Source organism: Pyruvatibacter mobilis (assembly GCF_012848855.1).
In the GTDB taxonomy this organism is placed as follows: Bacteria; Pseudomonadota; Alphaproteobacteria; order CGMCC-115125; family CGMCC-115125; genus Pyruvatibacter; species Pyruvatibacter mobilis.
In genome coordinates, this window is sequence record NZ_CP051630.1 from 1193130 (window position 1) to 1218442 (window position 25313).

The window sequence follows — 25313 nt, forward strand, 5'->3', positions numbered from 1 at the left end:
CCGGGGGGTACTGCATGACCGACCATCATCCTCATCTTAAAAGAGCAATCGGCCCCTATCTCCTGTCGCTTTATGGGGTGGGCGTCACAATTGGCGCGGGCATTTACGTGCTCGTGGGAGAAGTGGTCGCGGTTGCCGGCATGGCAGCACCGGTGGCCTTTCTGCTTGCTGGTGTTCTTGCCGGGTTGTCAGCCCTTTCTTATGCAGAGCTTGGGACGCGCTACCCCATGGCGGGCGGCGAGGCGACTTATGTCGATGCTGCCTTCGGCACCGCGGGTGCAACGACGGCAGTGGGCCTGTTGGTTGCTTTCTCCGGCATTACATCGTCGGCAGCGGTGCTCCTTGGATTTGTGGGATATCTCAATGAGCTGGTTGCCGTTCCGGGGTGGATGGCCCTTGTCGGGATTGTCGGATTACTTGCTCTGATCACCTTCTGGGGCGTTGCGGAGTCCATGCGCATTGTCGCGGTGACCACGTTGATCGAGGTCGGTGGCCTGGTGCTGGTTATCGGTGCGGCAGCACCTTCATTGGCGGAGTTTCCTGCGAGCCTTCCTGACATGTGGCCCGGGCTGGACAGTGTGGTCTGGCTTGCGGTGATCTCCTCAAGCGTCCTGGCCTTCTTCGCATTCATCGGCTTCGAGGACATCGTCAATATGGCGGAGGAAGTGCGGCGACCGCACCGGAATTTGCCGATGGCCATTCTGGTAACACTTGTCGTCAGCACGCTGCTCTACATCACTCTGACTGTAGTTTCGATCCTCAGTGTAGGGACGGAAGCTTTGGGAGCGAGCGATGCGCCCCTGGCCTTGGTGTTCAGTGTGGGAGGCGGCGATCCGGCCATACTCAGTTCGATTGCGATACTGGCTGTGGTCAATGGGGCGCTGATCCAGATGATCATGGCATCGCGGCTGATTTACGGAATGGCCAATCTGGGTCGGCTGCCGCGTTGGCTTGCCCATGTGAATGAGCGGACCTGCACTCCGGATCATTCGATCCTGTGCACGGGGGCAATCATTCTCGTGTTTGCGCTGTTACTGCCTATCGAGACGCTTGCGTCCTATGCCAGCCTCGCGGTTATGCTGGTCTTTGCGTCGGTCAACATCGCGCTGTTGGTCTTGCGACGGCGTCATGCGCGTGCGGCGGTCGAGGGAGGCTCGGTCGGGTTCCGAGTCCCCCTCGTTGTTCCGCTGCTGGGCGTTCTGGCCAGTCTCGCGCTCTTCGTGTTCGGCGTGGCCGAGCGGTTGGGGCTGATAGGCCCCGTTTGATCAGCGTTCGTTCGTGTCTCTTGCCGGGTCGGCGGGTGTCGTACTGGGCACAGGCACTGCATCAGGCGCAGGGGCAGGGACTGCGCGGGCGCGGTTGAGGTCTTCCACCAGTTTCAGGTCAACAGGTTTGCCCGCGAGACGTGATCGGTAAACCTGTGTGTTCTCCAGCACCCGCTGTACATAGTTGCGGGTTTCCGAGAACGGTATCTGCTCTACCCAGTCGATGGGATCGATGCCCGGTGTGCGCGGATCACCGTAAGTGTTGATCCATTCGGCAACACGGTGGGGGCCGGCATTGTAGGCGGCGATCGTCAGCACATAAGAGCCGCCGAACTCATCCAGGAGGTCGCCCAAATGGGTGGTGCCGATTTGGGCGTTGTAAGCCGGGTCAGTCAGGAGGCGGGATCCGTCGTAAGGCAGGCCATAGGCGTTGGCGGTGCGTTTGGCCGTTCCAGGCATAAGCTGCATGAGGCCGCGCGCACCGGCACGGGATATGGCTGCCGGGTTGAACTCGCTCTCCTGCCGTGAAATGCCGAACACCAGCGCGCGCTCGACCGGAGAACCGGCGGAACTCACATTGGGCAGGGCATTAGTGGGATAGGCGTGCTCTGGCAGCTCGATACCGCGCTGGGCGGCAATCTTGGCCGTGCGGACCGACAGGTTGGGCCGACCAGCAGTGCGCAGCCATTCCGCCATGGCGGCCAGGTCGGCCGGGTCCTCGAAGTAGCGGGCCAGGTGATAGAAGAACGACGTCACCAACCGTTCCTCACCCAATGCGTGGAGCATCTTCATGGCCGCGACCGCGGAGGAGGATGTGAAGTTCTGGGGCGCTGACGTGGGCGTCCCGGAGACATGGATGACCGGGTTGCCGCCAATCAGCGACTGGCGGGCGAGCTGGCCGTAATATGTCGTGTCGTACTCCGAGGCACGCTGGTAGTAGAAGGCGGCATCCTCCTTGCGGCCGTCGACCTGGGCGGCGCGGCCTGCCCAATAGGCAGCGCGGGCCTTGCTGATGGGCGATGAGACGTTGTTCATCAGCGTGCGGAAGTGGAAATAGGCGCTTGTGGGGTCTTTGAGAAACCTCAGGGCGAGCCAGCCTGCCAGCCATTCGCCTTCGGCGAAAGCCACGCCGGAAGACATGCCGTGATTTCGCACGAGGTCATAGGCGGTCCTGTAGTCGCCTTCCTTGATGAGGCGGCGGGCATGGAGGTGCCGTTCGCGCCAGAATTCTTCGGGCCGCTTCATCTCTTCGGCTGTGGTTGGTGCCTTGAGAATGAGGGGGACGGCGGTTTCAGGCGTCCCGTTGCGGCGGCGCCAGCGGGCGCGTTCAAGAAGCAGGCCCGGGTCGTTTACAAGACTGGGCGGCACGGCGGCGATAGCGCCGTCCACTCCGCGGCTGCGTTTCACGAGGCTGATACGGGCTTCGGCGAGCGCCGCATGTTCCTGGCCAACCAGCCTAGCCATCTGGCGGGCGTCGGTTGCGTCATTGTCCCACAACAGGCGATCGAGGCGCGCGACATGATCTTCGTGGCGGAGGGTGTTGCCGTGCTGCCGGACAATCTGGGCTTCCCGCGTTCGGTCGAAGTCGTGGCTGATCCAGCCGTCACGGATCAGGTCGCGGCCGCGTTCGGTCTCGCCGGCTTGGATCAGGGCTTCGCCGAAGCGGATCTTGCCTTCGCCGGTAACCGGCGGGTTGAGGTCAAACCAGGCCAATACCGATGCGGCATCCGGCGTTTCCTCCAGCATGGCCTCTTCGGCCCGGCGCTCAAGGCGTGCCCTGCGTGGCCAATCAGGATTGTCGCCAAGAAACCTGAGAATTTCCGTATATGTTGCGCTGCTGTTGCGGTCTTGCAGGCGGAGCCAATGAATGACGCGGGTGGCCACCGGGTCCGTGATGCGTGCGGCAGCTTCATTTGCCTCTGTCCAACGGTCAGCCTGAGCGTCAGCCAGGGCCGACTGGATCAAGGAGTAGTCGGCATAGGTGAGCGTAAGACCCGGCAGAGGAACGGTTGCATTTGGATCGATGGCCGGGCTAGCGGGGCGCGCGGATGGGACGGCCTGAGACTTGGCAGGCACCGCAGCGAGCGACGTGGCAGCCAGGACGGCACACGCGGTCATCGTGAGGGCTGCCCGACGCAGGGCAGAATGAAAAAGGGGGCGGGGGGCTGTCGCCGGATACAAGATGGGTGGTCCTGTGGGTTTGGGGGAAATCCCCGGTTCAAGGGGCGCTGGAGCGGTTTTTCTGTGGGGTGTGCTGACCGGTCCAGCCGGTGATTCTTAACCTAAGATTGTGGCCGCTGCTTGATGCATTTTTGTGATGGGGCACTCTCCGCAGCGGGGACGGTTTATTTGTGGGCGGCGTATGGAAGGCGGCCTGCTCCGGCACGACCGCATAGGTGATCTCCCGTTGCAGGCCGCGGCGCGTTCCCATAATGTCCGCGCCTTCACCTTGCACAGGGTGCTATCAGCGCAGACATAACCGCGCGCATACCATTTTGTTCCAGGAACCAGACAGATGTTCAAAGGCTCTATTGTTGCTCTCATCACTCCTTTTGACGGGGAGAATGTGGATGAGAAAAAGCTGCGTGATCTGGTGGACTGGCACGTAGAAGAAGGCACTCACGGCATCGTGCCCTGCGGCACCACCGGCGAAAGCCCGACGCTGAGCCACGCGGAACATATGCGTGTGGTGGAAGTTGTTGTGGAACAGGCAGCTGGCCGCATTCCGGTGATGGCGGGTGCCGGCTCCAACTCGACCACCGAGGCAATCAAGTTCACGCAGCATGCCCAGTACACCGGCGCAAATGCGGTTCTCGTGGTGACGCCCTATTACAACAAGCCGTCGCAGGAAGGGCTCTACCAGCACTACATGACCATTGCCGACAGCGCGGATATCCCGCTCTACATCTACAACATCCCCGGCCGCAGCGTTATCGACATGAGCGTCGAGACGATGAGCCGGCTCGCGCGTCACGACAACATCGTTGGTGTGAAGGATGCAACGGCAAAGCTGGAGCGCGTTGCGTTCACCCGGGCAGCCATCGGCAAAGACTTCATCCAGCTTTCAGGCGAGGATGCAACCGCACTGGCCTTCAATGCAATGGGCGGTGTGGGGTGCATTTCGGTAACGGCCAACATCGCGCCGGCGCTGTGTGCGCAGATGCAGAATGCCAGCCTCGAAGGCGACTACGCGAAGGCGCTGGAGATCCAGGATCGGCTGATTAATGTGCATACGGCGATGTTCTGCGAAACCAGCCCGGCCCCCGTTAAGTTCGCTGCAAGCCTGCTTGGCAAGTCGGCTGAAAGTGTTCGTCTGCCGCTCGTTGCGGCGTCAGAAGAGGCCCGCATGACAGTGCGTGAAGCGCTCGCCGAAGCCGGTCTGTTGAACGGCTGAGAAAATCAGGAATTTCAGAGGCATGGCACCGTCGAACAAGAAGAAGGGCGCGGCAGCTCAGATCAAGATTGCTGCCGACAACCGCAAGGCGCGCCATGCCTATGAGATCGGTGATACGCTCGAGACAGGTATTGAGCTGAAGGGCACCGAGGTAAAGGCGCTGCGCGAAGGGCGCGCTAATATCGGCGAAAGCTATGCGTCGATCGAGAATGGCGAGCTCTACCTCATCAACAGCTACATCCCGGTCTACGAAGCAGCCAACAGGTTCAATCATGCGCCACGCCGTCCGCGCAAGCTGCTTGTGCACGCGCGCGAACTGGCGAAATTGCACGCCGCTATTCAGCGTGACGGCATGACGCTCGTTCCCCTGAAGATCTACTTCAATGACCGTGGCCGGGCAAAGCTCGAGCTGGCGGTTGCACGCGGGCGCAAGGCGCATGACAAGCGCCATGAACAGAAAAAACGGGACTGGCAGCGCGACAAGGCCAGGCTCATGCGTGAGCGTGGTTAGGCCTCAGCGGCTTGCGTTCATATCATCCGTAATCTGAGCAAATACGGCCTCGAACATCTCGGTCGTCAGGCGACCGGTATTCGTGTTGTAGCGGGAGCAGTGGTAGCTGTCGAAAAGAGTAACCCCACCCAGCTCGTGACGCGCGCCGTGGGCAAACGGGTGATCCTTGAGCTTTCGGCCATACATGCGCAGGACGCTTTCATGGGCGATACGGCCCAGGGCCAGCATGTGGGTGAGTGACGGGAGTGCATCGATGCGTCCCCGGAGGAAGGCGCGGCACGTATTGATTTCTGCCGGGGTCGGTTTGTTCTGTGGGGGGACGCAGCGAACTGCGTTTGAAATCATCGCGCCCCGGAGCTTGAGCCCGTCGTCTGGTCGGGCCTGGTAAGTACCCTCGCTGAAGCCGAATTTTTCGATGGTCGCATAGAGGAGGTCGCCGGCGTAATCGCCGGTGAAGGGCCGCGCCGTCTTGTTGGCCCCCTGTAATCCGGGAGCAAGGCCCACGATCAGCAGGCGGGCCCCGTCATCTCCAAATGAGACGACAGGGCCGTTGTGCCCGTCCGGAAACTTGGCCTGATTGTCCTGCCGGAACGCAACAAGGCGCGGACAGTGGGGGCAGTCCGCTGGTGGTTCCGGGGCAGGGGGGATGTCAGGGGCGATGGATGCTGATCGGCGACTCATGCCGGATCATAGTCAGCATCCACGTCATCCTCATAGTCGTAGTATTCGTCATCATCGTCGTCTTCGTCGTCATCGACGGGCGTCTGCTGACGGGCTGAAGCATTCCGGCCGATGGCATCCTGCAAGGTGAGCAATTCAACGAAGCTGTCGGCCTGCCGGCGCAACTCGTCGGCAATCATCGGCGGATGCGACTTGATGGTGGAGACGACCGTTACCCGGACGCCTTTGCGCTGGACGGCTTCGACGAGAGAACGGAAGTCGCCGTCACCAGAGAACAGGACCATATGGTCGATGTGTTCCGCCATCTCCATGGCGTCCACTGCGATCTCGATGTCCATATTGCCCTTGATGCGGCGGCGGCCCTGGCTGTCGGTGAATTCCTTGGTCGGTTTGGTGACCATGGTGTAGCCGTTGTAGTCCAGCCAATCGATCAGCGGGCGCAGGGGCGAGTAATCCGCTTCCTCGTTGAGGGCCGTGTAGTAAAAGGCGCGGATAAGCGTTCCCTTGGAGGTGAATTCAGCGCGAAGCTTTTTATAATCAATATCAAAATCAAGTGCCTTGGTGGCTGAGTATAGATTTGCGCCGTCGATGAAAAGCGCAACGCGCTCGGTGGGGCGAATGATCAAAAGTCTCTCCGTTGAAATGGATTCATCCAGTCAAAGGCCGCACGCCGGGATGAATCTCTAACTGGGGGCGAATGAAAAAGATCAAAGATCAAACAAAGTCAATGTCCTACCAACGAATTTTTATTGCCTATGGTGGCAACCTGTCCGGGCCGGCTGGTACACCTCGGGCTACCTTCGAGGCTGCGCGCCTGTTGCTGGCCCGGAGGGGCATCTGTGTCGTGGCCGGATCACAGCTCTATGAAAGCGATCCCTGGGGTGGTGTGCGGCAGCCAAAGTTCCTCAATGGTGTCTGGGAAGTCAGAAGTCCGTACGCGCCGCAGGTGCTCATGGATCACCTTCTGAACGTTGAGTGGGTGCTTGGACGCCGGCGGCGCCTTCGCTGGGGCCCGCGCGTGCTTGATCTCGATCTTCTGAGTTTTGGAGAGGTCAGAGGCAGCTGGCAGGAGACAGAAGGGCTGCCGGCCGTGATGCTGCCGCACCCGCGGATGCATCTCCGGGCCTTCGTGCTGGAACCATTGGCGGATATTGCCCCGGCATTCCGGCCATGGGGGAGCGCGGGCCCCACGGTGGGAGAAGCCCTGCACGGTCTCGCACTGCCAGAAAGGTCCGCAACCCGCTGCGTCCGGCTGTCGCTGTAAGCCGCCGGTAGGCTTAGGTTTTTCTTGCTTTTGTGCGGTGCAGCGGCTACGTATTTCGGTCTGACATCAGCTGATCCCGCCGGATGCCTGAAGGTCGAGCGTCCTGGTGCGGGTTTTTGCGTCTGTTTCATCCGGTGCTAGGAATCGCGGTTTTCCGCCGAACCGGCTGGTTGAAACGCCCTATCAGGCCGTTCCCACCAGGGGCCTGACCATGCGCCAAGCAGGAGACGATACATGGCTCGCGTGACTGTTGAAGATTGCATCGACAAGGTGCCGAACCGCTTTGAGCTGGTGCTGCTGTCCGCGCGCCGCGCGCGTGCGATGTCGTCCGGGGCGGCCCTGACGGTTGATCGCGACAACGACAAGAACCCGGTTGTTGCCCTGCGTGAAATCGCTGAAGAAACGGTGGACTGCGAGGATCTGCGCGAGGATCTGATTGCCGGTCTGCAGCGCCATTCGATGTTTACTGAAACTGACGAAGATCTGCCCGAGGACCCGTCTGCGGCGCCGCTGCAGCTTGGTACGGAATCGCGCGCCGATGACGTGCCCGCAGGCGACAGCTTCGGCAGCCGTGAAATGAGTGACGAGGATCTGCTGCGCGCCCTGCATGATGCAGGCGACAAGACCGCAGAGCGCCAGCCTGGCAAAGATGAGGAATACCCGGACCTCTAGGCCCAGCAAGCCGCCGGCCAGGAGCCGCGCGCTAGAAGCTGATGCAGAGGTGGCTGATCCTGCAGCCGCCGGTGGTTCTGCCACATCCGACATCACGAACGGCAGTGGTGCCGGACCGTCCGGAGTGACCCCCAGCGAGGGCCATGCGCCTTTTGCTCAGGTCCCCGAGATTCTCCCTGATCCGTTGAAAGCGGGCGCTGACCGCCCGAACCGCCCGATGATCCGCCAGTATGAGCTGGTTGAGCGCGTGAAGTCCTATTATCCGACTGCGGATGAAGGCCTGCTCAACCGGGCCTATGTGTACGCGATGAAGATGCACGGTTCGCAGAAGCGTGCCTCGGGTGATCCTTATTTCTCGCATCCGCTCGAGGTGGCCGGCATCCTGACGGACCTCAAGCTTGATCCTGCCACCATCGTGACCGCGCTGCTGCACGACACGATCGAGGATACGGATGCCACCCACAATGAGATCTCCGGCCTTTTCGGAGAAGAGATTGCCCAATTGGTGGATGGCGTCACGAAGCTGACGCGACTGGAACTCACCAGTGAGGAAACGAAGCAGGCGGAAAACTTCCGTAAACTGATCCTCGCGATCTCCAAGGATGTGCGTGTGCTGCTGGTAAAGCTGGCTGACCGGCTGCATAACATGCGCACCCTTGAGCACATCAAGAAACCTTCCAGCCGGCGCCGCATTGCCCAGGAAACCATGGATATCTATGCGCCGCTTGCCGGGCGCATGGGGATGCAGAACTTTCGTGACGAGCTCGAGGACCTGTCCTTCGCCGAGCTTTATCCTGAGGCTCGGGCTGCCGTTAAATCGCGACTGGACCTCAAGCAGGAGAAAAGCCGCGAGCTTGTGGTGCGCATTGCGGATGAAATCCGCCGCAGGCTGGCAACTGTCGGTATCGAGGCCTGGGTATCAGGCCGAACCAAAAAACCGCATTCGATATGGCGGAAGATGGAGCGCAAGTCCATCTCGCTTGAACAGCTGTCGGACATCTACGGCTTCCGCGTGATCGTCGAGAATGTTGATGATTGTTACCGGGCCCTTGGTGTCCTTCACTCGGCGTGGCCGGCGGTTCCCGGACGGTTCAAGGATTACATTTCGACACCCAAGGGCAACAATTACCGGTCGATCCATACGACTGTGGTGGGGCCCGAGCGCGAACGCGTGGAGATGCAGATCCGGACGCTGGAAATGCACGAGGTGGACGAGTACGGCGTGGCCGCGCACTGGTTCTACAAGGACTATGTCGAGAACGGCCCGAAAAAGAATATTGCCGCTTCGGACGAACTTGTTGCGCCGTTCCGCTGGCTGCGCCGGGTGGTTGAGATGCTTGACCAGGCAACACCTGAGGAGTTCCTCGAGCATACGAAGCTCGAAATGTTCCAGGACCAGGTCTTCTGCTTCACGCCTAAGGGGCGTCTGATTGCCTTGCCGACTGGGGCGACGCCGATCGACTTTGCCTATGCGGTCCATACGGACATTGGTGATCGCTGTGTTGGTGCGCAGGTGAACGGCAGGCACGTGCCATTGCGCTCAGAGCTGCACAATGGTGATGAAGTCGAGATCATTACCACCGAGCAGCAGGTGCCGCCGCGCGGGTGGGAAGACATTGTGAAGACCGGCAAAGCGCGGCTGGCAATCAGGGCTCATCGCCGCCGGGCCGAGCGGGATGAACACATCCGCCTGGGTCGTGGGCTGGCTGAGAGCGCCTTGCGGGCAGAGGGACTGCCTTGTGATGAAGCCGCCCTCGAAGTGGCCTTGCACGATCTGCCATCGACAACGCTGGACAACCTGCTTGAACAGCTCGGGCGGTCCAGCCTGACCGTGGACGCTGTTGTTCAGGCGATGATGAAACACTTCAAGCCGGAAAAGCGCTCCCGCCGACCGCGCATGAAAGGTGCGCCGGTAGCTGCCGCGGCGGGCAAGGCGCGGGCTGAGGGCCAGATGCCGCGCCGGCGTCCGGATGCTGTGCCCATCACGGGAGCCGGGCCCGGAACCGGGGTGATCCTGTCACCTATTTCCATGCCCATTCCGGGAGACCGGATTGTTGGTATCTCTCAGCCGGGCAAAGGTGTGGAAGTCTTCCGGATCGATAGTCCGTCACTTGCCGAGTTCGACGAACAGCCGGAGCGCTGGCTGGACATGTCCTGGGATATCGACCCGGACGATCATCGCCTGTTTCCGGCGCGTGTGGTGCTGACGCTTGCCAACTCTCCCGGTGCGCTGGGGGATGTCGCGACGGTGACCGGCAAGCATGGCGCCAATATCGAAAATCTCATCACCACCGACCGAAAGCCCGACTTCTATGAAATGGTTGTCGATATCGGGGTGGAGAATGCCAAGCATCTCGAGCGGCTTCTGACAGCGCTGCGTGGCCTGAAGACCGTGTCGGCTGCCAAGCGCGTCTATGGGTAGCGGATGCTATTTGCAGGTCCTGCACGGTTTGCTATTGAGCGCTTCATGACAGATTCAGCCCTCAGCCTCGACCAGGTTCTTGACGAGTTCCGCGCTGCCGGCGCCTTGCTCGAAGGTCACTTCATCCTGTCGTCCGGACGGCATTCGGATACCTACCTGGAAAAGAACAAGGTCTTTATGGACCCGGCACGCACGGCGAAGCTTGCTGCCGCGCTCGCTGGCAAGGTGCGGGCGCAGCTGGGTGATGGCATTGATGTCGTTGTCGCGCCGGCGGTCGGGGCGATTATCCCGGGGTACGAGATGGCACGTCAGCTGGGGCTGAGGTCCATGTTCACGGAGCGTGAAGACGGCAAGTTCGTGTTTCGGCGCAACTTCGTCCTGGCGCCCGGCGCGCGGGTTTTGATGGTCGAGGATATTGTCACGACCGGCCTGTCCTCGCGTGAGTGCCTGGCAGCGATCCGCGAAGCTGGCGGAAATCCTGTTGCGGCGGCTTGTTTTGTTGACCGGTCAGGAGGCAAAGCGGATCTGGGCGTGCCGATGATCCCGCTGGCACAACTGGATGTGCCGAGTTATGCCCCGGACGAGTTGCCTGATGCACTTGCCGCGATTCCGGCGATCAAGCCGGGAAGCCGGAACCTGAAAGCCTGACACAGGTCCAAGGGGCAGAATGGCCCCGGTGCAATTGGCGGCGTCTGGCTGTTTACTTCCACATGGCGGCGCACCACATTTCCCACCATGAGCACTTCATCCTTGCGCCTTGGCGTCAACATAGATCACGTGGCCACCATCCGGAATGCTCGGGGCGGCCAGCACCCGGACCCTGTGCGCGCAGCTGAAATGGCTGCGAAGGCTGGGGCAGACGGGATCACTGCGCATCTGCGCGAAGATCGCCGTCATATCTCGGACGGTGATATTGATCGTCTGATGGGTGCGATCACTTTGCCGCTCAATCTTGAAATGGCGGCTACGGATGAAATGCTGGCCATTGCCTTGCGGCACCGGCCGCATGCGTGCTGCCTGGTCCCCGAGCGCCGGGAAGAACTGACAACAGAAGGCGGCCTCGATGCCGCCGCTCAGCACAACCATCTGGCACCCTATGTCGGGCAGCTGGTGGATGCGGGCATCCGCGTGTCTCTCTTCGTCAACCCCGACAGGATCCAGTTGGCCGTCGCCAAAGCCATGGGGGCCCAGGTGGTGGAGCTGCATACCGGTGCCTTTTGTGACGCGGTCAACGAAGGCCGTGCCGAAGATGCAGCCTCAGAGCTTGAGCGCCTCAGGATTGCGGCGCGGGAGGGACGCGAGATGGGGCTTGAGATGCATGCGGGTCATGGCATCACCTTCGAGAGCGTGGGACCGGTTGCCTCGATCCCGGAATTCGTTGAGCTCAATATCGGCCACTTCCTGATTGGTGAGGCCATTTTCGGAGGACTCGATTCCACCATCCGGCGCATGCGGGCTCTGATGGACCAGGCCCGGTCTTCGTCCACGCAGATTGCCTGAGGAGGGGTGCTGATGATCCTTGGCATCGGCAATGACCTGATCGACATCCGCCGTATCGAGAATACACTTGAGCGCTTCGGTGACCGGTTCATCCAGCGGGTGTTTACCGAGGTTGAGCAGGCCAAGAGCGAGCGTCGACGCAATCGGGCAGCATCCTATGCGAAGCGTTTTGCTGCCAAGGAAGCCTGCTCAAAGGCGCTGGGGACCGGACTGCGCCAGGGCACATTCTGGCGCGACATGGGGGTTGCCAATCTGCGGAGCGGAAAACCGACGATGGTGCTGACCGGCGGTGCCTTGGGCCATCTGGAGCGGATGACACCCTCAGGCATGGTTGCGCAGATCGACCTGACGATAACGGATGACATGCCCCTGGCTCAGGCGATTGTGATCATTTCAGCCGTACCGGCAGATGTGGCGGAAATGTCCGGTTTGACCGGGCGATAGAGCTCTGAGGGCCGCTCAACGTTGCATGGGCGGGCGTATGAGGCTATCAGCGCCATATATGTGGCAATTCTTCATGATATCCGACCTATAGGTAAGCATTGCCGCGCGTGCAGACGCTTTGGCGGCCACAGGTGGAAAGCAGCAGAATGTCCGAGAAGACGAATACGGTGGAGCAGTCCAGCGGGACGATCGAGACGGTCAAAACCATCGGCTATGCGCTTCTCATTGCGCTGGTCATTCGGGCGCTTCTGTTTCAGCCGTTTTCCATCCCGTCCGGCTCGATGCTCTCGACCCTGCTGATCGGCGATTACCTGTTTGTCTCGAAATACGCCTATGGCTATTCCAAGCATTCGCTACCCTTCAGCCCGCCGTTGTTTTCGGGTCGTGTTTTCGCGGGGGAGCCGGAGCGGGGTGACGTCATTGTCTTCAAGCTGCCTCGTGACGGGCGCACGGATTACATCAAGCGCCTGATCGGGTTGCCGGGTGACAAGATCCAGATGCGTTCCGGACAGCTTTTCATCAACGGGGAAGCCGTGCCTCGCGAGCGGGTCGAGGATTTCCTCGAGGAAGACCGCTACGGCAATATCAGTCGCATCCCGCGCTACCGGGAGACATTGCCGAACGGCAAGACCTATTTGACGCTGGACGAGCTGCGCAATGGTCCAGGGGACAACACTGGCGTGTTTACCGTGCCGGCTGGCCATTACTTCATGATGGGTGACAACCGCGACAACAGCCAGGACAGCCGCATTCCCGGTGCTGTGGGTTATGTTCCCTTCGAGAACCTGGTCGGGCGCGCGGAGTTCATTTTCTATTCGACAGATGGCTCCGCCAGTTTCTGGGAGTTCTGGCGTTGGCCGTCGGTGACCCGATGGGGCCGTATTGGACAGGGTGTCAATTGACGCGGCAGCCCAAGACGAAGACCAGACGCGCCGGTGGGAAAACCGGGCGTGGAGCCGGGCAGGGGCAGTCGCCTGCCGCGCTTGCACAGGTCCTCGGCCACGAATTTACCGATCCCACTTTACTGGAACGTGCGTTGACCCATGCCAGTGCAACGGCACCTGGCGGCGTGGACAATGAGCGCATGGAGTTTCTCGGTGACCGGGTGCTGGGTTTGGTAATTGCCGATGCCCTGATCGAGCGGTTTCCGTCCGCGACAGAAGGGGAGATGGCGCCCCGCCTCAACAAGCTGGTGCGACGGGAGACCTGTGCACAGGTAGCCCGGGGCCTGGAGATTGGCGCGTTCCTCCGGCTGGCACCAAGCGAGGAACGTCAGGGCGGGCGTGACAAGACGGCGATCCTCGCCAATGCAATGGAAGCCGTGATTGCTGCCCTCTATCTGGATGGTGGCCTTGAGGTGGCGCGGCAGTTCATCCTCAAGAACTGGAGCGGGCCGTTCGATGCGGTTGCGCAGGTGCCGCGGGATTCCAAGACCGTGCTGCAGGAGCTGTTGCATGCCCGTGGTCTGAGCCATCCCGCCTATCGCACCATCGCGCGGGCCGGCTCTGATCATGCGCCGGTTTTCACCGTCGAGGTGGATGGGGGCGAAGCAGGTATTGCGCGTGCTGACGGTGCGTCAAAGCGGGCTGCTGAGCAGGCCGCAGCGGCAGCCCTGATTGCTGATCTGGAAAACACGAATGACAACTGACACGACCGAGACGACCCGCGCTGGATTTGTTGCACTGATCGGTGCTCCCAACGCGGGCAAGTCCACCCTGCTGAATCAACTGGTGGGGCAGAAGGTGGCAATCGTCACCCATAAGGCTCAGACCACCCGGGCACGCATTCGCGGCATTACGATGGAAGGCAACAGCCAGATCGTTTTCGTGGATACACCAGGCATCTTTACGCCCAAGCGGCGTCTGGACCGGGCCATGGTCGCGGCTGCGTGGGGTGGCGCAGAAGAGGCCGATGCCACGGCTCTGATCGTGGATGCGAAGCGCACATCGCCCGAACATGAGGGTTTCCAGGCGATACTTGCGTCGCTGCAGGACGCAAAGATGCCGCTGGTGCTCGTCCTGAACAAGGTGGATGAGGCGCCGAAGGAACGGTTGATGCAGCTTGCTGCAGTCGCAAATGAGGCGGTTCCCTTTGCGCATACCTTCATGATTTCAGCTCTGTCAGGATCCGGCGTGGACGACCTGCGAACATGTCTGGCGGAGATGATGCCTGAAGGGCCTTATCTCTATCCCGAGGATCAGGTGGCGGATCTGTCGCAGCGCGTGCTTGCGGCGGAAATCACCCGGGAGAAGCTGTTTTTGCGCCTTCATGAAGAATTGCCCTATGCCACTACGGTGGAGACTGAAGCCTGGGAGCCGCGGAAAGACGGGTCCGTGAAGATCAGCCAGGTGATCTACGTTGAGCGGGACGGGCAGAAGGGCATCGTGCTGGGGAAGGGCGGGGCGACCGTCAAGGATATTGGCGAGGCGGCCCGCAAGGACATCGAGGAAGCACTCGGGATCAGGGCGCATCTCTTCCTGTTCGTGAAAGTTCGAGAAAACTGGGCAGATGATCCTGAGCGCTATCGTATGATGGGGCTCGATTATCCGGGGCGGGCCTGACGACCGGACCGGTTCCGATATGTCCACATGAGTGGATAAGCCCGTGCACAGTTACAATTCCGTTGTCGAATTGTTGCAACCCTCGGGGTGAAATTGGTGACGCTCAACCTGAATTTGCCGACTCAACCACATCAACTTACGTCAAAACGGGCGCTGTAACCCGCGATGGAGTGGACTGATGACGGCATTGTCCTGCATGTGCGCCCATATGGTGAGTCATCTGTCATTCTGGAGGCTCTGACGCGAGACCATGGTCGCCATCTTGGCCTTGTGCGGGGCGGCTCTTCCAAGAAAATGCGTGGGATCCTGCAACCTGGCAATGGCTTGCGGCTGGTGTGGCGGGCGCGGCTTCAGGAGCATCTCGGCAATTATGCTGTTGAACCGGCCCGGGAGCGCGTGGGTGTCGCGCTGGGCGACAGGGCTGCCCTGGCGGGGCTGACGGCTGCGGCGTCGGTTGCCAGCGCACTGTTGCCGGAGCGGGAAGCGCATCCGAAGGTCTTTGACGGGCTGATGATTGTCCTGGAGGCGCTTGAAGACCTTGAAACATGGCCGGTATTGCTGGTGCGCTGGGAGCTTGGGCTGCTTGAGGATCTCGGGTTTGGGCTTGACCTGCAGGCCTGTGCTTTGACGGGTGAAACAGAGAACCTCGCTTATGTCTCTCCCCGATCCGGGCGGGCGGTCACCGCTGAAGCAGCGGGCCAGTACAAAGAGCGGCTGCTGGTCCTGCCTGCCTTCCTGACAGGAGCCATGGAGGCCAGTGTGGGGGATGTGCTTGCCGGGCTCAGGCTGACGGGTTTTTTCCTGGAGAAACGGGTGCTGGCCCCTAACGACAAGGTCCTTCCGGCTCCCCGTATGTCACTACCCGACCAACTTGAAAAGCTGATGCGCAGGGCTTGAACCGCCACGCCAGGCCCCATTCCCGGCCATATTTGATCGCTTGACCGGTATGGTCCAGCGGGCGACCAACAAGCCTTGGCTTATGGGATTGATTCGTAATCCCGCAGCCCGAAATCTTCCTTCCGACGGATCTGATCTGCGACCGACCCGATGAGTAAACCGACCACCCCTCCGGACAATGCCCAGCCTCTTGCCCTGCGCGAGGCGCTTGAAGAGCGCTATCTTGCCTATGCGCTGTCGACGATTACCCAGCGGGCGCTGCCGGATGTGCGGGACGGCCTGAAACCTGTGCAGCGCCGGCTTCTGTTCGCCATGCGGCAGTTGAAGCTGGATCCGAATACGGGCTTCAAGAAATGCGCCCGCGTCGTAGGTGAAGTGATCGGCCGGTACCATCCGCATGGCGACCAGTCGATCTATGATGCCCTGGTGCGCCTGGCCCAGGACTTCGCACAGCGCTATCCGATGGTGGAAGGCCAGGGGAACTTCGGCAATATCGACGGTGATAATGCGGCCGCCATGCGGTACACGGAAAGCCGCATGACCGAGGTCGCGCGGCTCATGCTCGATGGGCTGGATCAGGATACTGTCGATTTCCGGGCGACCTATGACGGCGAGGATGAAGAGCCGGTGGTGTTGCCGGCGGCGTTCCCCAACCTCCTGGCCAATGGCACGACGGGTATCGCCGTCGGCATGGCGACATCCATTCCGCCGCACAACGCAGCTGAGCTGGTGGATGCGTCGCTGCATCTCATCAAGCAACCCAACGCGCGGGACGATACGCTTCTCAAATATGTTCCGGGCCCGGACTTTCCGACCGGCGGCGTTCTGATTGAACCTGCCGAGGAGATTGCCAAGGCATATCGCACCGGGCGCGGGTCATTCCGTCTGCGTGCGAAATGGGAGCGTGAGGATATCGGGCGGGGGGGCTATCAGGTTGTTGTCACCGAGATGCCCTATCAGGTGCAGAAGGCCAAACTGATTGAGCGGGTTGCCGACCTGCTGCAGGCAAAGAAACTTCCATTGCTGTCGGATATCCGCGATGAATCCGCCGAGGACATCCGGCTGGTGCTCGAGCCAAAGACACGCACCGTGGAGCCTGAGGTCCTTATGGAGAGCCTGTTCCGTGCGACGGACCTGGAAGTGCGGATTCCGCTGAATATGAATGTGTTGAGTGGCGGACAGGTCCCTCAGGTGATGAGCCTCAAGGACAGTCTGCAGGCCTTCCTTGATCATCGGCGGGATGTGCTGTTGCGCCGGACGCGGTTCCGTCTCGACAAGATCGCGCACCGGCTGGAGGTGCTTGAAGGCTACCTGATCGCCTATCTCAATCTTGATGAGGTCATCCGTATCATCCGTGAGGAGGATGAACCGAAGAAGGAGCTGATCAAGACCTTCAAGCTGACCGACGTGCAGGCCGAGGCCATTCTCAACATGCGCTTGCGGTCCCTGCGCAAGCTGGAAGAGATGGAAATCAAAGGTGAGCACAAGGACCTGACTGCAGAGCGGAAAACACTGAATGCGCTGCTCAAGTCCGAAGGCAAGCAGTGGGATACAATTGCCGGTGAGCTTAAGGAACTGAAGGGGAGCTTTGGGCCCAAGTCGACGCTTGGCAAACGCCGAACGACTCTGGCCGACGCGCCTGATGTGGATGAAGCGGCCGTTGTCGAAGAACTGACGGTCAAGGAGCCGATTACGGTGGTCTGCTCTGAGAGTGGCTGGGTGCGGACGCTCAAGGGCCACACGGACGATACGTCGTCGCTCAAATACAAAGCCGGTGACGGCCCCAAATTCGCGATTCATGCTCAGACCACGGACAAAGTCATCCTGTTTGCCACCAATGGCCGGTTCTACACGCTGGATGCTGGCAAGCTACCCGGCGGACGTGGGTTCGGTGAACCTGTATCCGTGATGGTGGATCTTGGCGACGGGGAGAGCGTGGTTGCGATGTTCGTCCACCAACCGGGGCGGTCGTTGCTGGTAGCCTCGCAAGGCGGCCATGGGTTCGTGGTTGATGAGGATGACATCATCGCCATGACCCGCAAAGGCAAGCAGGTTCTGAACGTGGCTGCCGGCGATGAGGCTCTTATCTGCACCGTTGCGGATGGAGACACGGTGGCGGTTATGGGCGAGAACCGGAAACTGCTCCTGTTCCCGCTGGACCAGGTGAACCGCATGGCGCGGGGACGTGGTGTCCGACTGCAGCGCTACAAGGATGGCGGCCTTCGTCACGCCAAGGTCTTCAAGTTGAAGGACGGGTTCCAGTGGCGCGATGGAGGCGGCCAGAAGTCGCTTGATGCCAAGGTACTCAAGGACTGGCGCGGGGAACGAGCCCAGGCAGGACGCTTGCCACCCAACGGTTTCCCCAAGCGCGACTGGGCACCTCGTGACGGGTCGATTCAGACGGATCTCTAGCCCGTCTGAACTCTATTCGGCTTCGAAGACGTGCACTTTGTCGTAGCCCCAGAAGCGGACCATCAGCTGATACTGTTCGCCTGCCTTATAGCGGGCGGCATCCAGCATGATCTCGTTTGAGTCCTCGACAAAGGAGCTTGGCGTCAGGTCGGCATTCATGACCACCTGGGCGCAGGTCTCCTCCGGCTCGCCCTGCACGAAATTGCCCCCGGCATCTGCGACGAACCACCGGTGAATGCGGCAGGGGTTCGCGACTTCGAGGACAACGGGTTCCTTGGTATTGTTCTTCAGATTCACGGTGTAAGTGAGCGGGACATCGCCGCGGGTGGGCAGGATGACCTTTTCGGGCGCTGTGAGCGTAAGCTGGATCGGGTCTTCGTCGAACTCGATCCATCCCTGGGTGATCGCAATCGACGCGATGCCGACCACGGCAAAGATCGCAAGCGTTGAGGCGAGGGGATTTGGTCCGGTCGCGCCGGACTTGCTCTTTTCACTCATGGATCAACTCACTTTCGGACTATCCGAAGACAGTCTCGGGCAGCCATGTGGCGATTTCGGGGAACAGCGAAAGAATGATCAGCGCCAATAGCTGAATGGCCACAAACGGCAATGCGCCCTTGTAGATGTGGGTCGTCTTGACTTCAGGCGGGGCAACGCCGCGGAGGTAGAAGAGTGCAAAACCGAAAGGTGGGGTCAGGAATGATGTCTGGAGGTTGATTGCCATCATGACTCCCAGCCACACGGGGTCGACCCCCATCATCAACAGCACCGGCGCAACGACCGGGACCACCACAAAAGTGATCTCGATGAAATCGAGGAAGAAGCCGAGAAAGAACATCACGGCCATCACGATGATCATTGCCCCCACGACACCGCCGGGCATGGCATTCAGGAATTCGTGGACCGTGTCATCACCGCCCAGACCCCGAAAGACAAGGCTGAATAGGGCTGCACCAACCAAGATCACAAACACCATGGACGTGATCTCGGTGGTCGTCCGCACGACCTGGGTAAGACAATTGTTTGCCAGTGTGCGCAGCAGGCAGACCAGCAGCCCCCAGGCTATGACAGTACACAGGATGAATGCCGTGATGCGGGCAACCTCCGTGCCTTCAGGTACCGTTTCAAGTCCGAGGCGGAGGTCGTAGAGGGCAGTCAGAACGAACAGGCCGGCAAGTGCCAGCGCTGCCAGCGTTGGTGGCAGGAGGCCGCGCATATGCACGGCGCCGAGCACCCTCAGCGTCAGGCGGCGCGTTGTCCCGTGATCTTCAGATGCCAGGACCGGCTGTGGCTCGCGATAACCTGCTAGGAGCGTGGCACCGACTGCACCGACGGCCGCCGCCTCTGTCGGAGTGGCGATGCCGGCGAGGATCGACCCCAGCACGGCGACGATGAGGAGGATCGGGGGGACGAGTGCCTGAAGAATAACGCCCAGGCCGGGGCGTGTTTCGCCCGGCTCCAGTTCCATCGCCGGTGACGAAGTAGGCTTCACGATGGCCATCACGAGTTGGTAGGCGATGTAAAGGCCCACCAGCATGAGGCCGGGCAGCAAAGCGCCGGCAAACAGGTCGCCCACGGACAGGGCGTCCGGCGAAAAGTTACCCATGGAGAGTTGCGCGTTCTGATAGGCGCTGGACATCACGTCGCCCAGCAATACCAACACGATTGACGGCGGGATGATCTGGCCGAGTGTGCCGGCAGCGGCAATCGATCCGGTAGCGAGGGCAGGGTCATAGCCGCGCTTGAGCATGGTCGGCAGTGACAGGAGCCCCATGGTCACGACAGTGGCACCAACGATGCCGGTGGATGCGGCCAACAGCGCGCCAACCAGCGTGACCGATATGCCGAGGCCGCCGCGCATAGTGCCGAACAGGCGGCCCATGTTTTCGAGCAGTTCTTCGGCGACGCGGCTGCGTTCCAGCATCACGCCCATGAAGACGAAGAGCGGGACGGCAATCAGCGTCTCGTTCGTCATGGTGCCGAAGATGCGTTGCGGGAAGGCACCCAGGAAGGAGAGATCGAAGACGCCCAGCGCAGCTCCGAGAATGGCGAAGATCAGCGCCGTGCCTGCAAGCGTGAAAGCCACAGGAAAACCTGCGAGCAGAAACAGGCAGGCCGTCGCGAACATGGCGATGTCGAGAATGTCAGCAATGGCCATCAGACGATATCCGGCGGGGTTTCATCACTCGGCGTTTCCTGGCCAGACAGGATGCGCAGACTGTGGAGGGCCAGTGAGACGCCTTGCAGGGCCACGAGTACCGCAAAGGCGATGATGACGCTCTTGAGAAGATAGACGCCATGGATGCCGCTGGTTTCCTTCGACCCTTCGAGGATGGACCATGAGCTGGATACATATGGCCAAGCGAGCCAGATGATCGCGGCACACATGGGCAGCAGAAAGAACAGGGAGCCGAACAGATCCGTCAGGGCTTTCCGCCGCGGGGTTGCTTCACGGTAAAAAACGTCCACGCGTACATGTCCGTTGTGAAGCAAGGTGTAACCCGCCGCCAGCATGAACAGCATGCCATGCATGTAGACGATGGACTCCTGCATCCAGATCGAGCCGATGCCGAAGACATAGCGCTGGATGACGACGATGAACTGGACGACTACCATCAGCAGGGCGAGCCACGAGACCACACGGCCCAGGCGCTCGTTCAGGCCATCAATGAAACCGGTGAGACGGGTCACGGACGCTCCTGCCTAACCTGCATTGGCGGTGCGCATGTTGACGTAGGCTTCTTCAGAGATGCGCGTCCAGCGGATCGAGTTTTCGAGGTTTTCCTTGAAGCTGGAATAGATCCGTCCGGCGATTTCGCTTTCCTGCGAGACGTCAGCCAGTACGGCAGCTGACGCTTCGCGCATGCCCGCAAAGACATCGGCCGGGAACTTTTCAAGTACCACGCCGTGATCCTTGATCAGCGTATCCAGTGCACCGGCGTTCTTCTGGTTGAATTCTGCGAGCGTGTAATCGTGTTCCGTATGGCAGACAGTCTGGATGATCTGCTTCTGGCCTTTGGTGAGGCTCTCATAAACATCCTTGTTGAACACGGTAGCGAGGGCGGCACCCGGTTCATGGAAGCCCGGCCAATAATAATACTTCGTGACCTTGTAGAAGCCCTGGGCGAGATCATTCCACGGGCCGACCCACTCTGTTGCGTTGATGGCACCGGTTTGCAAGGCCTGGTAAATGTCCGGACCCGGAAGACTGACAGCGGCGGCGCCAAGACGGCGCATCACTTCACCACCGAGCCCCGGCATGCGGATCTTGAGGCCTTTCAGGTCTTCCAGTGACGTGATCTGCTTGTTGAACCAGCCGCCCATCTGAACGCCCGTATTGGCGGACAGGAAGCCCTTGAGATTGAAGCGGGCGGAGAGTTCATCCCACAGTTCCTGACCGCCACCATGGTAGATCCAGGCGGTCAGTTCGTTGGCGGTCATCCCGAAGGGGACGGCGGTGAAGAATGAAAATCCGACCGACTTGCCTTGCCAGTAATACTCAGCGCCATTGTAGCAATCTGCCGTACCATTGGAGACGGCGTCGAAGCATTCGAAGGCCGGAACAAGTTCACCGGCAGCATATACCTTGATCGAAATCTGGCCGTCCGTCGCGTCCTCGATGCGCTTGGCCACGCGCTCCGCAGAGGTGCCCAGGCCAGGGAAGTTCTTTTGCCATGTGGTCACCATCTTGAGCTTGCGCTTGTTGGTGACGATGGCGGGGCTTGCGGGCTCGGTTCCGGGAGCGCAATCCGCCGTGTTCTGGCCGCTGTCGCAGCCGGCAACGGCAAGAGTCGCGGCGGCGGCACCGGTCACGGCGGCGCCGGTCAGGAAATCCCTGCGTTTCATGGTCGATTGTCTCCCCGGAGATATTTGAGCCGCAGTATAGGGATGGACCGCCCCGGTGCAATAAAGCCGTGGGAGCACCCTGAGCCAGCTAGGAGAGAGCAAAAGGTGGGGGGAGGCAGCCAGCCCGGTCTCAGGCTCTGGCCTTTTCGGACGGCAGCCGCATCCAGCCTTCCATTGTGAGGGCTTCAAGCGGCCGGTAGCGGGCCTTGTAGGACATCTTGCGGCATCCCTCGATCCAGTATCCCAGATAGACGTAGGGGAGGCCCAGCTCACGGGCCTTCGCCACGTGGTCCAGGATCATGTAGGTGCCGAGGCTGCGGGCGTGCTCCTGCGGATCAAAGAAGCTGTAGACCATGGACAGGCCGTCGTCGATCACGTCGGTCAGGGCCGTTGCGATAAGCCGGTCCCGGCCAAGGGGTTCCGCTGCGTCATCGTCAGGGTCCGGCTTCGTCCAGTACTCGAACATGAGCGTAGAGACAGTCGTTTCTTCCACCATCGCAGCGAAATCATCGTCGTCCATGTCGGACATGCCACCATTGGCATGGCGCTGATTGAGATATTTATGGAGCAGCTCATACTGTGGCTCGGTGGCCATGGGTTCGCGCGGGATGCGCACAAGATCGCGGTTCTTGCGCAGGATGCGGCGATAGGAGGTCGTCAACTCGAAAGCATCTACCGGGATGCGGACCGAGACGCAGGCCGAGCAGCCGTCGCAGGCCGGTTTGTAGGCAATGGTCTGGCTGCGGCGAAAGCCCGCTGTGGTCAGCATGGAGTTAATGGCGTCCGCGTCTGCATCCAGCAGGTGCGTGAAGACCTTGCGCTCCATCTTGCCCTCCAGATAGGGACAGGGCGTCTCGGCGGTGAGATAGAAGCGCGGGGCGGTCTTGCCTGCGTGGTGGGTCACCTTGGTCTCCGGCTCGGGACGGGCAATTGTGGCTCAGAAGCCATAATACCACGGGGCGAAGAGCGAAAAAGCAAGCCAGAGAATGATCACCAGCGGCGCCCCGGCACGCATGAAATCGGAAAACCGATAATGCCCGGGACCCATTACCAGAAGGTTGGTCTGATAGCCCATGGGCGTGGCGAAAGAGCAGTTCGCCGCAAAGATCACCGCATACACGAACACCATGGGATCAATGCCCAGCTGACTGGCAGTGCTTACCGCGATGGGTACGAAGAGCACTGCTGTCGCGTTGTTCGAGAGCACATTGGTGAGGATCGCGGTAAGGAGGAAGAATACCGAGAGCACCACCGCCGCGCCGAACCCGTCGAACACCAGGATGACCTGCTGCGCCAGGAAGGTTGCCCCGCCGGTCGCCTCAAGGGACGTGCCGAGTGCCAGCGCCGCGCCGACGAGCAGGAATATCTGCCGGTCGATGGCGCGTGAGGCCTGACGGATGTTGAGACAGCCGGTGAGGATCATCGCCAGAGCACCGGCGACAGCTGCGATGCTGATGGGCACAATGCCCAATGCCGCGGAAACGACCGTGCCGCCGAGGATGATCTGGGCGGTGCGGGCATTGCTCAGATGCGGAATTTCTGTCGCGGACCATTCGAGCAGCAGCAAGTCGCGGCTGGTGCGGAGGCCGCGAACGCTTTGGCGGTTGCCTACGATCAGCAGCACATCACCGGCTTCGAGGCGTATATCGCTCATTTGCGTGCGGATCATGCGGCTGCGCCGTTGCACGCCGAGGACGATGCAGTCCGTCTCCATGCGGAAGCCGGCCTGTTCGATGTTGCGGCCGATCATTCGCGAACCGGGGGCTACGATGGTCTCCGCCAGCATCAGGTCGCGGACCGGGCGTTGCTCATCATCGCTGTCGGGGTCGCTTGGTCCACCGTCCTGGTGGATCAGGCCCTGGAAGATATCCGGCTCCTGCTTGAGAGCCTCCATCAGCGTGGCGCGAGTGGCTGCGATGATGAGTGTATCACCGGGCCGTAGAACCATGTCCTCAAAGGGTGGCAGGAATGGCCGCTCACCGCGCTGGACCATGCGGACGGTGATGTTCTTGAGGGACGGGAACATACCCCCGGTTGCCTTGCTGCCCACCAGCGGGTGGCCGTAGCCGAGTTGGAGCTGCGCAATGAACTGCTTGCCGGAACCACCCATTTCCTCGGTGAGATTGGCGCGCGCAGGCATAAGGCGGGGCAGGATGAAGGCGACGTAGACGATGCCAATGGCTGCCAGAAAGACACCGGGGATCGTGAAATCGAAGAAACCGATCCGGTCGAGACCTGCGCGTGAGGCTGCACCGGATGCCAGCAGGTTGGTTGATGAACCGATTAGTGTGGTCATACCCCCTAGGATCGACGCGTAGGAGAGGGGGATCATCATCTTTGACGACGAGATGGAAGCCTTGGCCGCCAACGCCGAGACGACGGGAATAAAGATCACCGCGACCGGCGTGTTGTTCATGAAGCCTGAAACGACCAGTACAACTACCAGCATAACCCCAAGGGTGAGGTACGGAGCACGGATTGCGTTGGCGTTTGTCAGCTGCGCCACGTCTTCCAGGGCACCGCTCTGGAACAGTCCCTGGCCGACCACCAGCAGGGCCAGGACCGCGATCAGGGCCGGGTCGGCGAAACCTGCTAGCAGGTTCTCGGGGTTCAGGAGATTTCCCGAGCCTGCCTCAACCGGAAAGAAGTGGAAAAAGGCGAGGAGCCCCGCGACCAGCGCCAGCGAGGTTACTTCGAGCGGAATGTCTTCCGACGCGTAGGCGGCGATGGCTGCGATGATCGCGCCAAACACCACCCACATCTGCCAGACGTGGGAAAAATCGGCCTCCATGGCGTGCATCTAGGCATGGTGCCGGTAAATTGCCAAGCGGCTTTTTGATGCGATTTTTCGCAGTTTTCCTAGCCGGAAATCACACGCGCGTCAGGTGGAATCTGGTCCGGCGTGTTGATGACGATTGTGCCGATCAGATAGTCGTGCAGGCAGCGGCGGCGCTGGTTGAACAGGGGGACGAGAACGACAAAAACGGTAACGGTCCAGCTCAGCCAGAACAGGAGGGACTGCAGGGCTCCCTGCACCATGCCCGGCCGGGCGCCGTCCCATGTGCGAACTTCGATGCCGGTGAAACGCATACCAGGCGTCGCCGATGTCGGTCCGCCGATTGTGACGGCGAAGTAGCCGAGCCACATCAGGGCAGCCAATGGGCTAATCAACGGCCAGAGCAGCCCGAGGGTGAAAATGCCCAGTATTGCCAGAATGATGGTGAGGAAAACTGTGGCTACGGCGAGCAGGGCCCAGTCCACAAGGAATGCGATGACGCGTTTGCCCAAGACACCTTCAAAGAGTTCCGGGTAGCGATCAGCGTCGATATGGATCGGATCATCGCCCTTTGCCTCGCGCCAGTGCACGCCGTCCGGGCGGTCGAGCGCTGCCATGCGCATCTCCCATAATTCACGGTGTTGGGAGTAAAATGGGGAGTTCAGACA

General features: G+C 60.7%; 24 protein-coding genes. 14 read left to right on the forward strand and 10 right to left on the reverse strand.

The genetic code is table 11. The features are described from left to right. Window positions 1-14 precede the first annotated feature (14 nt). Window positions 15-1265 carry an APC family permease gene (locus HG718_RS05635; protein WP_160587689.1) on the forward strand — a complete coding sequence of 417 codons (1251 nt, stop codon included), beginning with the start codon at window positions 15-17 and terminating at the stop codon, window positions 1263-1265. Here the strand turns inward: HG718_RS05635 and HG718_RS05640 are convergent, their stop codons facing one another. After that, a complete protein-coding gene (locus HG718_RS05640) occupies window positions 1266-3383 on the reverse strand; it encodes a lytic transglycosylase domain-containing protein (protein WP_160587690.1) in 2118 nt (705 codons plus the stop codon). A gap of 397 nt (window positions 3384-3780) precedes the next feature. On the opposite strand from HG718_RS05640, the gene dapA reads away from it, so the two are divergent. Beyond that, entirely contained in the window at window positions 3781-4659 is an 879-nt protein-coding gene (gene dapA, locus HG718_RS05645) for a 4-hydroxy-tetrahydrodipicolinate synthase (protein ID WP_160587691.1), read from the forward strand. Window positions 4660-4681: 22 nt separating this feature from the next. Further along, a complete protein-coding gene (gene smpB / locus HG718_RS05650) occupies window positions 4682-5170 on the forward strand; it encodes an SsrA-binding protein SmpB (protein WP_027837719.1) in 489 nt (162 codons plus the stop codon). Between the two features lie 3 nt (window positions 5171-5173). On the opposite strand, the gene HG718_RS05655 is transcribed toward smpB, so the two are convergent. Together HG718_RS05655 and HG718_RS05660 are read right to left on the reverse strand one after the other, a co-directional pair. Then, window positions 5174-5851, reverse strand: coding sequence for a uracil-DNA glycosylase (locus HG718_RS05655; RefSeq protein WP_160587692.1), 678 nt, complete (start codon window positions 5849-5851; stop codon window positions 5174-5176). Continuing rightward, window positions 5848-6474, reverse strand: a complete 627-nt coding sequence (locus HG718_RS05660) for a LabA-like NYN domain-containing protein (RefSeq protein ID WP_205345745.1) — start codon at window positions 6472-6474, stop codon at window positions 5848-5850. The genes HG718_RS05655 and HG718_RS05660 overlap by 4 nt, the downstream gene beginning before the upstream one ends. A gap of 74 nt (window positions 6475-6548) precedes the next feature. Here HG718_RS05660 and folK point away from each other — a divergent pair, with 74 nt between their 5' ends. The 11 genes from folK to parC all read left to right on the forward strand — a co-directional run bounded on the left by folK (window position 6549) and on the right by parC (window position 18023). Then, window positions 6549-7115 carry a 2-amino-4-hydroxy-6-hydroxymethyldihydropteridine diphosphokinase gene (gene folK, locus HG718_RS05665; protein ID WP_160587694.1) on the forward strand — a complete coding sequence of 189 codons (567 nt, stop codon included), beginning with the start codon at window positions 6549-6551 and terminating at the stop codon, window positions 7113-7115. Between the two features lie 234 nt (window positions 7116-7349). Beyond that, entirely contained in the window at window positions 7350-7787 is a 438-nt protein-coding gene (gene rpoZ / locus HG718_RS05670) for a DNA-directed RNA polymerase subunit omega (protein ID WP_160587695.1), read from the forward strand. A gap of 217 nt (window positions 7788-8004) precedes the next feature. Further along, window positions 8005-10209: a RelA/SpoT family protein gene (locus HG718_RS05675; protein ID WP_160588131.1), complete on the forward strand. Its 2205-nt coding sequence runs from the start codon at window positions 8005-8007 to the stop codon at window positions 10207-10209. A gap of 45 nt (window positions 10210-10254) precedes the next feature. Continuing rightward, window positions 10255-10857 (forward strand): orotate phosphoribosyltransferase, encoded by a 603-nt coding sequence (pyrE, locus tag HG718_RS05680; protein ID WP_160587696.1) that lies wholly within the window; start codon window positions 10255-10257, stop codon window positions 10855-10857. Window positions 10858-10944: 87 nt separating this feature from the next. Continuing rightward, window positions 10945-11709 (forward strand): pyridoxine 5'-phosphate synthase, encoded by a 765-nt coding sequence (locus HG718_RS05685; protein WP_160587697.1) that lies wholly within the window; start codon window positions 10945-10947, stop codon window positions 11707-11709. A gap of 12 nt (window positions 11710-11721) precedes the next feature. Next, window positions 11722-12153, forward strand: a complete 432-nt coding sequence (gene acpS, locus HG718_RS05690) for a holo-ACP synthase (RefSeq protein WP_027837725.1) — start codon at window positions 11722-11724, stop codon at window positions 12151-12153. Window positions 12154-12299: 146 nt separating this feature from the next. Next, window positions 12300-13055 (forward strand): signal peptidase I, encoded by a 756-nt coding sequence (gene lepB, locus HG718_RS05695; RefSeq protein WP_160587698.1) that lies wholly within the window; start codon window positions 12300-12302, stop codon window positions 13053-13055. A gap of 122 nt (window positions 13056-13177) precedes the next feature. Beyond that, the gene (gene rnc / locus HG718_RS05700; RefSeq protein ID WP_280179185.1) at window positions 13178-13801 is read left to right on the forward strand and encodes a ribonuclease III; all 624 of its coding nucleotides are present in this window, start codon (window positions 13178-13180) and stop codon (window positions 13799-13801) included. Beyond that, window positions 13791-14714: a GTPase Era gene (gene era / locus HG718_RS05705; protein WP_160588135.1), complete on the forward strand. Its 924-nt coding sequence runs from the start codon at window positions 13791-13793 to the stop codon at window positions 14712-14714. Before rnc ends, era begins: the two co-directional genes overlap by 11 nt. A gap of 165 nt (window positions 14715-14879) precedes the next feature. Continuing rightward, on the forward strand, window positions 14880-15611 hold the full coding sequence (recO, locus tag HG718_RS05710; RefSeq protein WP_160587699.1) for a DNA repair protein RecO: 732 nt from the start codon (window positions 14880-14882) through the stop codon (window positions 15609-15611). Between the two features lie 150 nt (window positions 15612-15761). Then, window positions 15762-18023 carry a DNA topoisomerase IV subunit A gene (parC, locus tag HG718_RS05715; RefSeq protein ID WP_160587700.1) on the forward strand — a complete coding sequence of 754 codons (2262 nt, stop codon included), beginning with the start codon at window positions 15762-15764 and terminating at the stop codon, window positions 18021-18023. 12 nt (window positions 18024-18035) lie between these two features. On the opposite strand, the gene HG718_RS05720 is transcribed toward parC, so the two are convergent. From HG718_RS05720 to HG718_RS05750, 7 genes are all read right to left on the reverse strand, one after another. Beyond that, a complete protein-coding gene (locus HG718_RS05720; RefSeq protein ID WP_160587701.1) occupies window positions 18036-18521 on the reverse strand; it encodes a hypothetical protein in 486 nt (161 codons plus the stop codon). Window positions 18522-18540: 19 nt separating this feature from the next. Beyond that, the gene (locus tag HG718_RS05725; RefSeq protein WP_160587702.1) at window positions 18541-20181 is read right to left on the reverse strand and encodes a TRAP transporter large permease; all 1641 of its coding nucleotides are present in this window, start codon (window positions 20179-20181) and stop codon (window positions 18541-18543) included. Next, a complete protein-coding gene (locus HG718_RS05730) occupies window positions 20181-20714 on the reverse strand; it encodes a TRAP transporter small permease subunit (RefSeq protein WP_244624783.1) in 534 nt (177 codons plus the stop codon). Before HG718_RS05730 ends, HG718_RS05725 begins: the two co-directional genes overlap by 1 nt. Window positions 20715-20726: 12 nt before the next feature. Continuing rightward, window positions 20727-21869: a TRAP transporter substrate-binding protein gene (locus tag HG718_RS05735; protein WP_160587703.1), complete on the reverse strand. Its 1143-nt coding sequence runs from the start codon at window positions 21867-21869 to the stop codon at window positions 20727-20729. 130 nt (window positions 21870-21999) lie between these two features. Continuing rightward, window positions 22000-22773 (reverse strand): arginyltransferase, encoded by a 774-nt coding sequence (locus HG718_RS05740; RefSeq protein ID WP_160587704.1) that lies wholly within the window; start codon window positions 22771-22773, stop codon window positions 22000-22002. 33 nt (window positions 22774-22806) lie between these two features. Then, a complete protein-coding gene (locus HG718_RS05745) occupies window positions 22807-24660 on the reverse strand; it encodes an SLC13 family permease (RefSeq protein WP_027837735.1) in 1854 nt (617 codons plus the stop codon). A gap of 68 nt (window positions 24661-24728) precedes the next feature. Then, window positions 24729-25262, reverse strand: a complete 534-nt coding sequence (locus HG718_RS05750) for an RDD family protein (RefSeq protein ID WP_160587705.1) — start codon at window positions 25260-25262, stop codon at window positions 24729-24731. Window positions 25263-25313 lie beyond the last annotated feature (51 nt).

Coding starts and splice junctions, on each gene's coding strand:
- acpS (WP_027837725.1), top strand. CDS start 11,722: ATGATCCTTGGCATCGGCAATGACCTGATCGACATCCGCCGTATCGAG.
- folK (WP_160587694.1), top strand. CDS start 6,549: ATGAAAAAGATCAAAGATCAAACAAAGTCAATGTCCTACCAACGAATT.
- HG718_RS05640 (WP_160587690.1), bottom strand. CDS start 3,383: ATGACCGCGTGTGCCGTCCTGGCTGCCACGTCGCTCGCTGCGGTGCCT.
- HG718_RS05750 (WP_160587705.1), bottom strand. CDS start 25,262: ATGGCAGCGCTCGACCGCCCGGACGGCGTGCACTGGCGCGAGGCAAAG.
- smpB (WP_027837719.1), top strand. CDS start 4,682: ATGGCACCGTCGAACAAGAAGAAGGGCGCGGCAGCTCAGATCAAGATT.
- HG718_RS05655 (WP_160587692.1), bottom strand. CDS start 5,851: ATGAGTCGCCGATCAGCATCCATCGCCCCTGACATCCCCCCTGCCCCG.
- dapA (WP_160587691.1), top strand. CDS start 3,781: ATGTTCAAAGGCTCTATTGTTGCTCTCATCACTCCTTTTGACGGGGAG.
- HG718_RS05735 (WP_160587703.1), bottom strand. CDS start 21,869: ATGAAACGCAGGGATTTCCTGACCGGCGCCGCCGTGACCGGTGCCGCC.
- HG718_RS05685 (WP_160587697.1), top strand. CDS start 10,945: ATGAGCACTTCATCCTTGCGCCTTGGCGTCAACATAGATCACGTGGCC.
- rpoZ (WP_160587695.1), top strand. CDS start 7,350: ATGGCTCGCGTGACTGTTGAAGATTGCATCGACAAGGTGCCGAACCGC.
- HG718_RS05720 (WP_160587701.1), bottom strand. CDS start 18,521: ATGAGTGAAAAGAGCAAGTCCGGCGCGACCGGACCAAATCCCCTCGCC.
- HG718_RS05635 (WP_160587689.1), top strand. CDS start 15: ATGACCGACCATCATCCTCATCTTAAAAGAGCAATCGGCCCCTATCTC.
- era (WP_160588135.1), top strand. CDS start 13,791: ATGACAACTGACACGACCGAGACGACCCGCGCTGGATTTGTTGCACTG.
- lepB (WP_160587698.1), top strand. CDS start 12,300: ATGTCCGAGAAGACGAATACGGTGGAGCAGTCCAGCGGGACGATCGAG.
- HG718_RS05675 (WP_160588131.1), top strand. CDS start 8,005: ATGATCCGCCAGTATGAGCTGGTTGAGCGCGTGAAGTCCTATTATCCG.
- recO (WP_160587699.1), top strand. CDS start 14,880: ATGGAGTGGACTGATGACGGCATTGTCCTGCATGTGCGCCCATATGGT.
- HG718_RS05725 (WP_160587702.1), bottom strand. CDS start 20,181: ATGGCCATTGCTGACATTCTCGACATCGCCATGTTCGCGACGGCCTGC.
- HG718_RS05745 (WP_027837735.1), bottom strand. CDS start 24,660: ATGGAGGCCGATTTTTCCCACGTCTGGCAGATGTGGGTGGTGTTTGGC.
- pyrE (WP_160587696.1), top strand. CDS start 10,255: ATGACAGATTCAGCCCTCAGCCTCGACCAGGTTCTTGACGAGTTCCGC.
- parC (WP_160587700.1), top strand. CDS start 15,762: ATGAGTAAACCGACCACCCCTCCGGACAATGCCCAGCCTCTTGCCCTG.